14 protein-coding genes are annotated in these 14,100 nt (G+C 57.5%); 5 read left to right on the top strand and 9 right to left on the bottom strand.

What is annotated here, in order from left to right; all coding sequences use genetic code 11:
* The first annotated feature begins 21 nt into the window (after window positions 1-21).
* Genes minC through minE form a run of 3 tightly spaced genes read left to right on the top strand, consistent with a single transcriptional unit; the run spans window position 22 to window position 1,828 of the window.
* Window positions 22-717, top strand: coding sequence for a septum site-determining protein MinC (minC, locus tag ACMGF9_RS10040; RefSeq protein WP_004932297.1), 696 nt, complete (start codon window positions 22-24; stop codon window positions 715-717).
* Between the two features lie 25 nt (window positions 718-742).
* Complete coding sequence (minD, locus tag ACMGF9_RS10035; RefSeq protein ID WP_004932300.1) at window positions 743-1,555, top strand: septum site-determining protein MinD; 813 nt, start codon at window positions 743-745, stop codon at window positions 1,553-1,555.
* A gap of 3 nt (window positions 1,556-1,558) precedes the next feature.
* Window positions 1,559-1,828, top strand: coding sequence for a cell division topological specificity factor MinE (gene minE, locus ACMGF9_RS10030; protein ID WP_004932303.1), 270 nt, complete (start codon window positions 1,559-1,561; stop codon window positions 1,826-1,828).
* 237 nt (window positions 1,829-2,065) lie between these two features.
* Here the strand turns inward: minE and rnd are convergent, their stop codons facing one another.
* From rnd to ACMGF9_RS10005, 5 genes are all read right to left on the bottom strand, one after another.
* Complete coding sequence (gene rnd, locus ACMGF9_RS10025; protein ID WP_015378121.1) at window positions 2,066-3,187, bottom strand: ribonuclease D; 1,122 nt, start codon at window positions 3,185-3,187, stop codon at window positions 2,066-2,068.
* A gap of 81 nt (window positions 3,188-3,268) precedes the next feature.
* Window positions 3,269-4,957, bottom strand: coding sequence for a long-chain-fatty-acid--CoA ligase FadD (gene fadD, locus ACMGF9_RS10020; RefSeq protein WP_004932309.1), 1,689 nt, complete (start codon window positions 4,955-4,957; stop codon window positions 3,269-3,271).
* A 209-nt stretch (window positions 4,958-5,166) separates the two neighbouring features.
* Complete coding sequence (locus ACMGF9_RS10015) at window positions 5,167-5,757, bottom strand: Slp family lipoprotein (protein WP_197792008.1); 591 nt, start codon at window positions 5,755-5,757, stop codon at window positions 5,167-5,169.
* Between the two features lie 101 nt (window positions 5,758-5,858).
* Entirely contained in the window at window positions 5,859-6,560 is a 702-nt protein-coding gene (gene tsaB / locus ACMGF9_RS10010) for a tRNA (adenosine(37)-N6)-threonylcarbamoyltransferase complex dimerization subunit type 1 TsaB (RefSeq protein WP_021503868.1), read from the bottom strand.
* Between the two features lie 79 nt (window positions 6,561-6,639).
* Window positions 6,640-8,556, bottom strand: a complete 1,917-nt coding sequence (locus tag ACMGF9_RS10005; protein WP_004932318.1) for an ATP-dependent DNA helicase — start codon at window positions 8,554-8,556, stop codon at window positions 6,640-6,642.
* Window positions 8,557-8,689: 133 nt separating this feature from the next.
* Here ACMGF9_RS10005 and ACMGF9_RS10000 point away from each other — a divergent pair, with 133 nt between their 5' ends.
* Window positions 8,690-9,034: a RidA family protein gene (locus tag ACMGF9_RS10000; RefSeq protein ID WP_015378124.1), complete on the top strand. Its 345-nt coding sequence runs from the start codon at window positions 8,690-8,692 to the stop codon at window positions 9,032-9,034.
* Window positions 9,035-9,096: 62 nt separating this feature from the next.
* Here the strand turns inward: ACMGF9_RS10000 and mdtI are convergent, their stop codons facing one another.
* From mdtI to zwf, 4 genes are all read right to left on the bottom strand, one after another.
* Window positions 9,097-9,426: a multidrug/spermidine efflux SMR transporter subunit MdtI gene (mdtI, locus tag ACMGF9_RS09995; RefSeq protein WP_004932324.1), complete on the bottom strand. Its 330-nt coding sequence runs from the start codon at window positions 9,424-9,426 to the stop codon at window positions 9,097-9,099.
* Window positions 9,413-9,781 (bottom strand): multidrug/spermidine efflux SMR transporter subunit MdtJ, encoded by a 369-nt coding sequence (gene mdtJ / locus ACMGF9_RS09990; protein WP_004932327.1) that lies wholly within the window; start codon window positions 9,779-9,781, stop codon window positions 9,413-9,415. The genes mdtI and mdtJ overlap by 14 nt, the downstream gene beginning before the upstream one ends.
* A gap of 561 nt (window positions 9,782-10,342) precedes the next feature.
* Window positions 10,343-10,984 (bottom strand): bifunctional 4-hydroxy-2-oxoglutarate aldolase/2-dehydro-3-deoxy-phosphogluconate aldolase, encoded by a 642-nt coding sequence (locus tag ACMGF9_RS09985; RefSeq protein ID WP_075684568.1) that lies wholly within the window; start codon window positions 10,982-10,984, stop codon window positions 10,343-10,345.
* Between the two features lie 154 nt (window positions 10,985-11,138).
* The gene (gene zwf / locus ACMGF9_RS09980) at window positions 11,139-12,614 is read right to left on the bottom strand and encodes a glucose-6-phosphate dehydrogenase (protein WP_004932333.1); all 1,476 of its coding nucleotides are present in this window, start codon (window positions 12,612-12,614) and stop codon (window positions 11,139-11,141) included.
* A 447-nt stretch (window positions 12,615-13,061) separates the two neighbouring features.
* On the opposite strand from zwf, the gene ACMGF9_RS09975 reads away from it, so the two are divergent.
* A complete protein-coding gene (locus ACMGF9_RS09975; protein WP_021503871.1) occupies window positions 13,062-13,934 on the top strand; it encodes a MurR/RpiR family transcriptional regulator in 873 nt (290 codons plus the stop codon).
* Window positions 13,935-14,100: the final 166 nt, after the last annotated feature.

Genomic DNA, 14,100 nt, shown 5'->3' with positions numbered 1-14,100 from the left:
GCTGAGACTGAGTCAGGATAGATGTCACAATCGCCAATTGAGCTAAAAGGCAGCAGTTTTACCCTATCGGTTGTTCATTTGCATAATTCGCAGCCCGAGGTAATACGCCAGGCGTTACAGGAAAAAGTTGAGCAAGCGCCCGCTTTTCTGAAAAACGCCCCTGTTGTTATCAACGTCGCAACGCTGGAAGGCGATGCGAACTGGAAAGAACTTCAACAGGCTGTCGCGGCAGCAGGTCTGCGCGTTGTGGGTATCAGCGGTTGCAGAGATGAGCGTCAAAAGCGCGCGATAGCCCGCGCCGGGCTGCCGCTGTTGAGCGAAGGCAAAGGCCAGAAAATGGCGGCGCCGGAGCCTGCACCAGCGCCCGTGGTGGCGGATAACGCCCCCGCCAAAACGCGCATCATCAGTACGCCTGTCCGCTCCGGCCAACAGATTTACGCCCGCAACAGCGATCTAATCGTGACCAGCAGCGTCAGCGCCGGCGCCGAGTTGATTGCCGACGGCAATATTCATGTCTACGGCATGATGCGCGGTCGCGCACTGGCAGGCGCGTCAGGCGACACGCAATGTCAGATTTTTTGCACCCACCTGGCGGCTGAGCTAGTCTCTATCGCAGGGCAGTACTGGTTGAGCGACCAAATCCCGTCCGATTACGTCGGGCAGGCCGTACGACTCAGCCTGTTGGATAACGCTTTAACCATACAACCTTTAAATTAAGCCCTTTTGACAAGGAATCCATTTCATGGCACGCATTATTGTTGTTACATCGGGTAAAGGGGGCGTTGGCAAGACCACTTCGAGCGCGGCCATCGCTACCGGCCTGGCCCAGAAAGGCAAGAAAACCGTCGTGATCGATTTCGATATCGGTCTGCGTAATCTTGACCTGATCATGGGCTGCGAACGTCGGGTAGTTTATGATTTCGTGAACGTGATTCAGGGCGATGCCACGCTGAATCAGGCGTTGATCAAAGACAAACGCACTGAAAACCTCTATATCCTGCCGGCTTCGCAGACGCGCGACAAAGACGCGTTAACCCGTGAAGGCGTTGAAAAAGTCCTCAACGATCTCGGCGAGATGGATTTTGACTTCGTGGTCTGCGACTCACCGGCCGGTATCGAAACCGGTGCGCTGATGGCGCTGTATTTCGCCGACGAAGCTATCATCACCACCAACCCGGAAGTCTCTTCGGTACGCGACTCCGACCGTATCCTGGGCATTCTCTCTTCTAAATCACGCCGCGCTGAGAAAGGCGAATCGCCTATCAAGGAACACCTGCTGCTGACCCGTTATAACCCGGGCCGCGTCAGCCGTGGCGACATGCTGAGCATGGAAGACGTGCTGGAAATCCTGCGCATTCCGCTGGTGGGCGTAATCCCGGAAGACCAGTCCGTGCTGCGCGCTTCCAACCAGGGTGAGCCTGTCATTCTGGATGCCGAGTCAGACGCCGGTAAGGCGTATGACGATACCGTTTGCCGCTTGTTGGGGGAAGAACGCCCATTCCGCTTCATTGAAGAAGAGAAGAAGGGTTTCCTGAAACGCCTTTTTGGGGGATAAACCATGGCCTTATTAGACTTCTTTCTGTCCCGCAAAAAACAGACAGCCAATATAGCCAAGGAACGGCTGCAGATTATCGTCGCAGAGCGTCGTCGCGGGGACAGTGAGCCCCCGTATCTACCTGATTTGAAACGCGATATTCTGGCGGTTATTTGCAAATACATTCAGATCGATCCTGAAATGCTGCATGTGCAGTTCGAGCAGAAAGGGGACGATATTTCGGTACTTGAACTTAACGTGACATTACCGGAATCGGAAGAAGCAGCTAAATGATTGCGACGCATTAATTACCCCCTGTATATTTTATGCAGGGGGTAACTGTATGTGCATCCAGTTATTAAGCATTATCGGCAGCAAAAAATCGATTTTTCCCTTTGGGACAATTCCCAATTAACTTTGCCGCCACCTCGTTTAAAGTAAATTCTGGCCAGATTTACCTTCAACGCATTATTTCCTGCCTATATTCACCCGAGCAGAGTTTCCCTACCCTGCCCTGGTGATAACCAGCGATTAATAATCTTTCAGGATGTCCTGCAACGGCACCATTAATAAATCGCCGCGCCAGCCGCTGATTAATTCAGGGCGACTCTCGCCGTCCTTCAGTTTCCAATGCCAGTTCAACAATTGGTTAATTTGGCGACGGGATGCCAGCAGCTCGCTGCTCAACCCGCTTTGCTCGCTGACGGTAGCGATCGCCGCCTTGATGTCTTTGAACACCTTCTTGTAGCCCGGCTGATCGATAAGGTTGGCCAACGGCGCCGGCAACTCGGACTCGTCCAGCGCTTCGGCCTCCGCCACCAGCGCCAGCAGCGTTTTACCGTGATAACGGATCTCCGGCCCGCTCAGACCCAGCGAATCCAGTTCTCCCAGCGAAGACGGCATATAGCGCGCCACCTGCCACAGGTTCTCCTCACGCACCACAAAGTTCACCGCCAGATCGCGCTCACGCGCCTGGCGCAGCCGCCATTCCGCCAACTTCTGCAGACAACCGAGCTGACGCGGGCGCAGCTGCCAGGCGTTGCTGATTTCGCGATAGGCCAATGCCGGCGCCAGCGTCTCGCTACGGCGCTGGCACAGCAGCAGGCACTCGTTATTGGCCGCCGCGGTCCAACCGGCCTCTTCGGTCTCCTGCACCAACTGTTTAGCCATCGGCAGCAGATAGAACACGTCGGCGGCCGCGTACACGCATTGCCTTTCGGTCAGCGGGCGCGCCAGCCAGTCGGTGCGCGACTCGCTCTTGTCCAGCTCAACCTTCATATACTCCGCCACCAGCGTCGCGAAGCCACAGGAGAGCGGCCGGCCGGTAAAGGCAGCCAGGATCTGAGTGTCGACCATCGGCGTCGGCAGCGTTTTAAAGGCGTTGAGAAACACTTCGAGATCTTCACTGCCGGCATGCAGGAACTTCACCACGGCGGTGTCGGCCAGCAGGTCGACAAACGGCTGCCATTGCTTGATCGGCAGAGGATCGATAAGGGAGAGTTGTTCACCGTCGTAGAGCTGGATCAGGCCCAGCTGCGGATAGTAGGTGCGCGTTCTGACAAACTCGGTGTCCAGCGCAATCTGGGCATGCTTTCTCGCCTGCTCGCAGACCTGCTGCAATCCGGCATCGGTAGTGATCAACTGATAATTCAAAACATCATTCTCTTGTAGGATTCAAACACAACAACGCCGGCATTCACCGGCGTTGTTGATAGTCAGGCGCGAGAGCGACACCTAGGCGGCATCGGCCGGCTTCGGCGTTTTTAGCTCATCGCGCAGTTCTCGCCGCAAAATCTTGCCGACGTTAGACTTCGGCAGTTCATCGCGGAACTCAACAATTTTAGGCACTTTATACCCGGTCAGGTGCCGACGGCAATGGGTCAACAGCTCTTCCTTGGTCAGCGAGGCGTCTTTCTTCACCACGCAGATCTTCACCGTTTCGCCGGAGACCTCGCTCGGCACACCGATCGCCGCACATTCCAGCACTTTCGGATGCTGGCTGACCACGTCCTCGATCTCGTTCGGGTAAACGTTGAAACCGGAGACCAGGATCATGTCTTTCTTGCGGTCGACGATGCGCACGAACCCCTGCTCGTCTACGGTCACCACATCGCCGGTCGCCAACCAGCCATCTTTCAGCACTTCGTCGGTGGCGTCCGGACGCTGCCAATAGCCTAACATAACTTGCGGCCCTTTGACCCACAGTTCGCCCGGTTCGCCCGGCGGTACATCCTGGCCATTGTCGTCCACCAGACGAATGTCCGTCGACGGCACCGGCAGGCCGATGCTGCCGCTGTAGTGTTTCAGATCGTAAGGGTTACCGGCCACCAACGGCGCGCACTCCGTCAGGCCATAACCTTCCAGCAGGTGTTTACCGGTGGTTTTCTCCCACTTCTCGGCCACCGCTTTTTGCACCGACATGCCGCCGCCGACCGAGAAACGCAGCGTAGAGAAATCGAGCTTGTGGAACTCTTCGTTGTTCAGCAACGCGTTGAACAGCGTATTCACCCCGCTCATGGCGGTGAACGGATATTTGCCCAGTTCTTTCACCAGCCCCGGAATGTCGCGTGGGTTGGTGATCAGCAAATTGCGCCCGCCCAGATCGATAAACAGCAGGCAGTTCACCGTCAGCGCGAAAATGTGATACAGCGGCAACGCCGTCACCACCAGTTCCTGCCCTTCGCGGAACAGCGGCGAATAGGCGGCCTTGGCCTGCTCGAGGTTGGCCTGCATGTTGCGGTGCGTCAGCATCGCGCCCTTCGCCACCCCGGTGGTGCCGCCCGTATATTGCAGGAAGGCCAGATCGGCATTAATGATGTCCGGTTTTACATACTGCAGGCGGCGGCCGCGCTGCAGCGCGCTGCGGAAGGAAATGGCGTCCGGCAGGTTGTATTTGGGCACCAGGCGCTTGACGTACTTGACCACGAAGTTGACCAGCGTACCTTTGGCGGCCGACAGCTGATCGCCCATGCGCGTCAGGATCACGTGTTTGACCTGAGTGTTGAACACCACTTTTTCCAGCGTATGGGCAAAGTTGGAAACGATGACGATGGCGCTGGCGCCGCTGTCGTTCAACTGGTGCTCCAGCTCACGCGGGGTATACAGCGGGTTGACGTTGACCACCACCATGCCGGCGCGCAGAATGCCGAACAGGGCGATGGGGTATTGCAACAGGTTAGGCATCATCAGTGCGACGCGGTCGCCCTTCTTCAGGCCCAGTTCATTTTGCAGGTAAGCCGCGAAAGCCCGGCTGCGTTCTTCCAGTTTGCGGAAGGTCATCACCTCGCCCATATTGATAAAGGCGGGCTGATCGGCATAGCGCTGCACGGCATGCTCAAACATTTCGATCAACGACGAATAGCGATCGGCATCAATCTCTGCGGGCACATCTGCCGGATACCGTTTTAACCAGACCTTATCCAAGGTATTACTCCTGAAATCATTACTAATTATCATCGCAGCCCTCAAACTCGCAGCCTAACCATAACAATATTTTAACTCAGCAGACCAGTTCGGGTTTTAAACATTATTCAGGTTGCGATGTACGTCACTAATTGTCGGATATTCCTTATCCCAAAAAACAAAAGGGCGGCCTGAGCCGCCCTGTCAAATGTGTTCACATCAAGCGTATGCTACTCGGTTACGATGGTTTGCACCTGTGCCGGGCCAGGGTTGTACCAGCCATAGCCTGCGCCCCAACCGGGTCCCCACGGACCTCCGCGCCAGCCCCAAGGGCCCATCGGTGCCGGCGGCATCACCACCTGCTGTACCAGATGCCAGCGCTTGAAACCTGTCACGTTCATCGTTACGAAGCGATATGGCGTCATGCCGATCCGTCCCTCTTTCAGGCCGGTGATAGGGCCGACGACGGTCACCAGCTGGCCTTTGAAATCGACCGGTTCGAGGAAGCCGTTCACCGTGGCCAGCAAGCGGCCGTTCGACGGTTCACCCAGTATCGGCCGTGCACCGCTGTCGAGCGGCACCGCCGCGATCTCCAGCAGCGTGCGCCCTTGTTCGTTGGCGACGTTCACCACGGTGCCGCCGAAGCGGGCTTCCGCGCCGGTAAACAGGTTCGGTGCATTTTGTACCGAGGAAAGCTGAGTCACCGGAGAAGGGCTGGAGCCTTTGATCGCATCCGGTACGGTGATGCACCCGGTCAGAACCAGCGCGCCGCAGGCGACGGCCAGCAGCGACAGCTTTTTACTTGCAGTGCGGATTAACATGGTCGCAATCTCCTGAAATGCCTGTAACTTTGACCGCGTTTCAGCGTTCAAGTTGCAGGCCTTCATCGCCCGGCATCAACATCAGCACAATAACGCCGCGATTACTCGCGGCCCGGCAGTTTTTTCCAGGTCACTTCATTGCGCAGATAGGTCGGCTCGGCGTTTTCCACCGCTACCGCCAGCCCTTCTTGCCAGTCCTGCAGCGCCAGCGGCAGCATGTCTTGCGCCTGCGGCAACAGCATCTGGCCATCGCGCACGCTCAGCGTGGAACCGTTGACCAGATCGGGGTAGGTTTGCCAGCCGGTGCCGACGTGGGCCCATTCGCCCTGCAGGCGCTGCGCACGCTCCAGCGCCTGCGCCGGCGACAGCACGGCCTCGCCTTCGCTTTCCAACCAGCGGCCGTCCGCCTGGCGTTCGAACTGCCCCCAGTAAACTTCACCCATGCGCGCATCGATCGCCGCCAGCACACGCTCCGCGCCGCTGACGCGCCAGGCGCCCTGCGCCATGGTTTGCAGCGTGGAGACGCCAATCATCGGCAGATCGGCGCCCAGCGCCAGGCCCTGAGCGATGCCGATGCCGATGCGCACCCCGGTAAAACTGCCGGGGCCGCGGCCGAAGGCCAGCGCATCGAGCTGGTTGAGCGCCAGGCCAGATTCCGCCAGCACCTGCTGCACCATAGGTAAAATACGTTGCGTATGCTCGCGTGGGCACAGCTCAAACAGGGCGTGGATTTCGCCTTGATTCCAGACGGCGACGGAACAGGCTTCCGTCGCGGTATCGATCGCTAAAATTCGCGTGGACATGCCAACCTCTGGCGGGAATAAAACTGGGTTTTTCATACAGGGCGCGCATTGTAGCACAGCCCCGTAAGCCCTTCATCTTTCACGTGGCCGACGTGTCGGCGGCCTGCAGGAAGGCGATTGCCTGCTTCAGATCGCGGGTGCGCGGCGTGGGCGGCAGGCTATTGAGGAACACCTCGCCGTAAGGGCGCATCACCAGACGGTTATCGCAGATCACCAGCACGCCGCGATCGTCGGTGTCGCGGATCAAACGGCCGACGCCCTGTTTCAGGGTGATGACCGCATCCGGCAACTGCACATCATTGAACGGATCGCCGCCACGCAGGCGGCAATCTTCAATACGCGCCTTCAGCAACGGATCGTCCGGTGACGTGAACGGCAGTTTATCGATGATGACGCAGGACAGCGCATCGCCGCGCACGTCCACCCCTTCCCAGAAGCTGCTGGTCGCCACCAGCAGCGCGTTACCGGCGGCGACAAACTGCGCCAACAGCTGGCCTTTACTGGTTTCCCCCTGCAACAGCACCGGCAGCGTCATCGTGGCGCGAAACTCTTCCGCCAGCTCACGCATCATCTGGTGCGAGGTGCACAAGAAGAAGCAGCGGCCGTTGTTGGCTTCGATTAATGGCCGCAGCATGCGCGCCAGCTGGCGCGCCCCGCCGGGCTGATTCGGCGAAGGCAAAAAGCGCGGCACGCACAGCAACGCCTGTTTGGCATAGTCGAACGGGCTCGGCAGCAGCAGCGTTTTGGCCTTGGTCAGTCCCAAGCGTTCGGTGAAGTGACCCAACTGATCGTTGACCGACAGCGTGGCCGAGGTAAAGATCCAGCTGCCCGGCTTCTCGTCCAGCATTTCGCGGAACCGGTCGGCCACCGTCAACGGCGTCAGCGCCAACACGAAGTGGCGCGAATTGCACTCATACCAATAGCTGTAGCCCGGCTCCGTCACCGCCTTGAGGCGTTTGAGACGCGCGCGGTACAGCGTGGCGCGCTCAAAGGCGGCGTCCAGCAGCGCCGAACGCCCCAGCGACAGCTTCATCACGTCGTAACACAGCTCCAGCGCGTCATCGAGCAGCAATAAAGCGCGCTGCACGTTCGGTTCCCCGAGCACATCGCGCAGATTGCCGCGAAAACCCGGCTCTCCCAGATTAAGGCGAAAATCTTGCGTGCTCAGGCTGAGACGGTCGGCGCTTTTTTGCAGTTGGGCGGCATCGCGCACCTCGGTGCGGTAGGCGATGGTGATGTCCTTCGCCAGATCCAACAATTGGCGGCTGGTGAGCTGCTGGCCGAAATACTGGCTGGCGATGTCGGGGATTTGGTGCGCCTCATCAAAAATCATCACCTCGGCTTCCGGGATCAGCTCGGCGAAACCGCCCTCTTTCACCACCATATCCGCCAGGAACAGGTGATGGTTCACCACCACCACATCCGCATCCATCGCGCGGCGGCGCGCTTTGACCACGAAGCAATCCTGATACAGCGGGCAGTCGCTGCCGAGACAGTTATCATTGGTGCTGGTCACCAATGGCCAGACGAAACTGTCTTCCGCCACTTCGCTGCAGGTGCTGATGTCGCCTTCTTTGGTCTGCGACGACCACTTGCGCAGCTGCACCAAATCGATCAGCGTCTGCCCCGCCAGCTCCCCGCCGGCCATCGACTGTTGCTCCAGCCGCTCCAGACACAGGTAGTTGGAGCGTCCCTTCAGCAGCGCCAGCTTGCCTTTGTACTTCAGCGCCTTGGCGACGGTGGGCAGATCGCGCGCATACAGCTGATCCTGCAACGCTTTCGAACCGGTGGAGATGATCACTTTGCGATCGGCGCGCAGCGCCGGCGCCAGATAAGCGAAGGTTTTGCCGGTGCCGGTGCCGGCTTCCACCACCAGCTCCTGCTTGAAATTGATCGCCTCGGTGACGGCCTGCGCCATCTGCCGCTGCGGCTCACGCGGTTTGAATCCCTTGATAGCCTGCGCCAATGCGCCGTCTGTTGCAAAATCGTCTGTCACGCTGTCTCTCTGCCGGTGTCATTCAGCGGTGATTATGCCAAGCCTGCCGCCCGGCTACCACCCACTTTATCGCCGCGCTTTTTCATCACCGGCTGTGCTACCCTTAGCGGGACTATGATATGGAGATAAGCAAATGAATATCGAAAGAATTGATCCCGATCAGCGCTGGTCCGAAGCCGTGGTGCACAACGAGACCGTTTACTATACCAGCGTGCCGGAGAACCTGGATGATGACGCGACCGCGCAGACCGCCAACGCCCTTGCAGCCATCGACGTGCTGCTGGCGCGCGTAGGCTCGGATAAAAGCCGCATTTTGGACGCCACCATCTTCCTGGCCAATACCGCCGACTTCGCCGCGATGAACGCCGCCTGGGACGCCTGGGTCGTTGCCGGCAGCGCGCCGGTACGTTGCACCGTGCAGGCGCAGCTGATGAATCCGAAATATAAAGTGGAAATCAAAATCATCGCCGCGCTGTAAGCCTGAGCGCAGACGAAAAAAAACCGCAGACGGCAACGCCTGCGGTTTTTTATTGCCCGCTATCAGGACAGTTTAAGGATCACCATCCCCGCCAGCAACAGCGCCAGGCCGATCCAGCCTTTGGCGTTTAACCGCTGGCCGAACATGATCCAGCCCGCAGCGATAGTGGCGGCGATACCGAAACCGCCCCACAACGCATAAGCGATCGACAGATCGATGCCCTTCACCGCTTGCGCCAGGGCGCTGAACGCACCGAGTACCGACAGCAGCGACAGCAATCCCAGCCAAATTTTACGGAAACCGTCCGACATCTTCAGGAAGATATTGGCGATGATTTCCAGCACGATGGCCAATCCCAGGAACCCAATGTGGTACAACTCAAACTGTTGCATGGTTGTCACCTCGCGGGCTGACCTGTTTTCGCTCTTTGCGGGTACCGGATTTCACCAGCATGATACCGGCGATCAGCGTAGCCAGACCCAGTACCTTCAGCGCGGAAATGGGCTCGTCGAACCACAGCACGCTGAACAGGGTAATGAACAGAATGCCGATACCTTCCCACAGCGCATAGGCCACGCCCAACGCCACGCGTTTTACCGCTACTGACAGCAACACATAAGACGCGGTGATCATCACGTACATCACGATATGCCCGATCATGCCGCCATTGACGCTGGCGTATTTCATCGACAAGGTGCCGATGATTTCTGTCATGATGGCCAAACCTAAAAAGATCCAATAAATCATAATTTTTCTCCCAAACGGCGAATAACGCGCGCCAAGGCATATTTATCCCGATTTATCTCATTTATCTCGTCGAACGGCCGCAGTACGGCGCGCAAGACGCAGAGATCCCTGGGGATAAACTGACCCAAACGCAAAAAGAATGTTTGCCCGGCTGAACGGTAGAACGAAGGCCTAAGCCCGCTACCTGCACCGGTTAAGGGAGAAAGACGCTATAGCTCGCTGCACCAGTGATGCTCACTGGCAAGGATCGCAGACAGGAAGAGTTGGCACGTAGAGGTTCTGAGGGTAGTTCCGTTAATAGTCATCATAATAGTTCTCTATTATCAGCCGCACACCGTGCGATTTGCCCAATATCCTCATAAAAGTAAAATTTTCAACTGAGATATTTTTACCACAGCCAAAATAAGAAAGCAAACTGCCGTTTTCATCAAAAAGCAGAAAAAAACGGGTTAAAAATAAGAAAGTTAATCGCGATAAAAATTAAAAAAGGCTCAACGGAGCGTTGAGCCTTGCGATATCCGCGGGTGAGCAAATAAGCGCCAACCCCAGGCCTGGCGCGGGTTACAACGCGGCGCCGCTGACGGCGCTGCGCGCCAGTTCAGTGATGCGCGCATAGTCGCCTTTTTCGAGCGCGTCCGCCGGCACCAGCCAGGAACCGCCGATGCAAAGCACGCTTTTCAGCGCCAGATAATCGCGGTAATTATTTGGCGTAATGCCGCCGGTCGGGCAAAAACGCACCTGCGGGAACGGGCCGCCGATCGCCTGCAGCGCCTTCACGCCGCCGTTGGCTTCCGCCGGGAAGAATTTGAATTCCCGCAGACCGTGATCCATGCCCTGCATCAGTTCAGACACGGTGCTGATGCCCGGGATCAGCGGGATGGGTCCCGCCGTCGCCGCCTGCAGCAAGGCCTCGGTCAGCCCTGGGCTGATGGCGAACTGCGCCCCGGCTTCGGTCACCTGCCGCAGCTGCTGCGGGTTGATCACCGTACCGGCGCCGATGATCGCCTCCGGCACCTCTTCGGCGATAGCGCGGATAGACTCCAGCCCGCAGGTGGTGCGCAGCGTCACCTCCAATACCCGCACGCCACCGGCAACCAGCGCTTTCGCCAGCGGCACCGCCTGCTCCAGCTTGTTGATCACGATAACAGGCACCACCGGCCCCGCCGTCAGGATCTGCTCGGCGCTGGTTTTCCAGTTTTTCATCGTTATTTCTCCATTACTCGCGGTTAACAATGGCACGCCCCTGCCACAGGGCTCCGCACAAATGCGCGGACGTCCGGCCGTACCGTAAGTGATGAGGCCCACGCGCAGATCGCAGGCAAAAAAAAGCCGGCAGACAGGCTGCCGGCATTACGCATTATTCGAACTCGTTCCAGGAGCGGCCGTCGCGGGTGATCATCGCCACCGAGGCCACCGGTCCCCAGGTGCCCGCCTGGTAAGGCTTAGGCGCCTCGTTGTCGGCTTTCCATGCGTCCATGATGGAGTCGACCCACTTCCAGGCTTCTTCCACTTCATCGCGGCGCACGAACAGCGCCTGAATGCCGCGCATGGTCTCCAGCAGCAGGCGCTCGTAGGCGTCCGCCACGTGCTCCTGGTTAAAGGTTTCCGAGAAGCTCAGGTCCAGCTTGGTGGTCTGCAGACGGTGCTTGTGATCCAGCCCCGGCACCTTGTTCAGCACCTGAATTTCGATGCCTTCGTCCGGCTGCAGGCGGATGGTCAGCTTGTTCTGCGGCAACTGCTGGTAAGAATCGCTGAACAGGTTAAGCGGCGGGTTTTTGAAGTACACCACCACTTCCGAACATTTGGTCGGCAGACGTTTACCGGTACGCAGGTAGAACGGCACGCCGGCCCACTGCCAGTTGTCGATATCCACGCGGATAGAGACGAAGGTTTCGGTGCTGCTGCTCTTGTTCGCCCCTTCCTCTTCCAGATAACCCGGCACTTTCTTGCCCTGGACGAAGCCGGCGGTGTACTGACCACGCACGGTGGTTTCCCGGACATTGGTCTGATCGATGCGGCGCAGCGAGCGCAGCACCTTCACCTTCTCGTCGCGGATGCGGTCGGTGGTCAGATCCGCCGGCGGCGACATGGCGATCATGGTCAGGATCTGCAGCAGGTGGTTCTGGATCATGTCGCGCATCTGGCCGGCCTGGTCGAAGTAACCCCAACGCCCTTCGATGCCTACCTCTTCCGCTACGGTGATCTGCACCGAATCGATGGTGCGGTTATCCCAGTTGGAGGCGAACAGCGAGTTGGCGAAACGCAGCGCCAACAGGTTCAGCACTGTCTCTTTGCCGAGATAGTGGTCGATACGGTAAACCTGGGATTCGTTGAAGTACTCCGCCACCTGATCGTTGATCACGCGTGAGGACGCCAAATCGGTGCCCAGCGGTTTCTCCATCACCACGCGCGCCGGCTCATGGTTCAGCTTGGCTTCGCCCAGCCCTTTGCAGATGGCGCCGAAGGTGCTTGGCGGCATGGCAAAGTAGTTGATGGTGGTGCGGTGCTTCTGATCCAGCATTTTACCCAGTTTGGTAAAGTTCTTGCTGTCGTTGACGTCCAGGTTGCAGAAGTCCAGGCGCGCGCTCAGCGTGGCCCAGAGTTCGTCATCCAGTTTTTCCTTCATGAAGGTGCCAAGCGCTTCCTTGACCACTTCGGTATAGGCTTGTTTATCCCACTCCGCGCGGCCGACGCCGATGATCCGCGTATCCGGGTGGATGTGTCCGGCTTTCTCTAACTGGTACAGGGAAGGCAGCAGCTTACGGCGCGCCAAATCACCTTTCGCGCCGAAAATAACCAGGTCACACGCCTGGGCTGTAGAGGTTACCGCCATGTTCATCTCCTCGTTGCAGGATATTTGTAATTTTCTTACATTACTAATGTACTCTGTTTGACTACGGCCAGCAAACCCGGAGCAAAGCAGAAAAAAAGGCCTCAAGATTCCAGTGGAAAGCGCCAATGTACGCCAACACCCTCACCACGGGCAAAACTGTAATTTTTCGTCTTTTTTGACGCTCTGTTACCATTATGAAAGTTAGACACAGGTCATATTCTGGTGAAAAAACCCTGCATACGCCGTGTCGAGACTGCCAACGGTTACCAGCACGTAGTATATTTTCACTAAACCGGCATTGATTTCTCCTTTGTTTGAAATCGACATACCCTATCGATTCCAGGTTACAGCCGCTCGTTTGGCGTCTGCTCGCACGGCGAACACGGGCGAAATTCGACGCTGTTGCTTGAAAGCCACAGGGATAAAACCATGAGTGACTCTCGTTATATGAATACGCTGGACAAAATCCAGAGCCATCTGGAACGCCTGAGCAAATCTGAAAGGAAAGTCGCCGAGGTGATCCTGGCCTCCCCGCAGACCGCCATTCACTCCAGCATCGCCACGCTGGCGCGCATGGCCGACGTCAGCGAACCTACCGTCAACCGTTTTTGCCGTCGCCTTGATACCAAAGGCTTTCCCGATTTCAAACTGCATCTCGCCCAAAGCCTGGCTAACGGCACGCCCTACGTAAACCGTAACGTTGAGGAAGATGACAGCGTCGATTCCTATACCAGCAAGATCTTCGAATCAGTAATGGCCAGCCTGGATACAGTAAAGGCAAATTTGGATATTGCCGCAATCAATCGTGCGGTTGACCTGCTCACCCAGGCAAAAAAGATCTCTTTCTTCGGGCTGGGCGCCTCCGCGGCGGTGGCGCACGATGCGATGAACAAATTTTTCCGCTTCAACATTCCGGTGGTCTACTTTGATGACATCGTCATGCAGCGCATGAGCTGCATGAACTCCAGCGAAGGCGACGTGGTGGTGCTGATCTCACACACCGGCCGCACCAAGAATCTGGTGGAGATGGCCCACCTGGCGCGGGAGAACGACGCCACGGTACTGGCTATCACCTCGCGCGACACCCCGCTCGCCCAGGCGGCGACCCTGGCCCTGCTGCTCGACGTGCCCGAAGACACCGACGTTTACATGCCGATGGTGTCGCGGATCGCGCAATTAACGCTCATTGACGTGCTCGCCACCGGATTTACCTTGCGCCGAGGGGCTAAATTCAGAGATAACTTGAAGCGGGTCAAAGAAGCGCTCAAAGAATCGCGCTTTGATAAAGGCGTGGTCATTCCCAACAGTTTTGATTCGTGACCCGACGAAGAAAAAATCGCCGTTCAACAGACATTTGAATGACGGCATCAGAGGCGGTACCCTGTTAACATGCTCATACGGGTAACCCGGGTGAAATATCAGTGTTGTAAAATTACATTTCACGCCTGGTTTCGTTATCCGACGTTATCGCAACACCAATATTTGC

It is taken from the genome of Serratia sp. BNK-23 (assembly GCF_047456145.1).
GTDB lineage: Bacteria > Pseudomonadota > Gammaproteobacteria > Enterobacterales > Enterobacteriaceae > Serratia > Serratia nematodiphila.
Note: the sequence above shows the minus strand (reverse complement) of the source record. Positions and strands in the feature narration are given on the sequence as shown.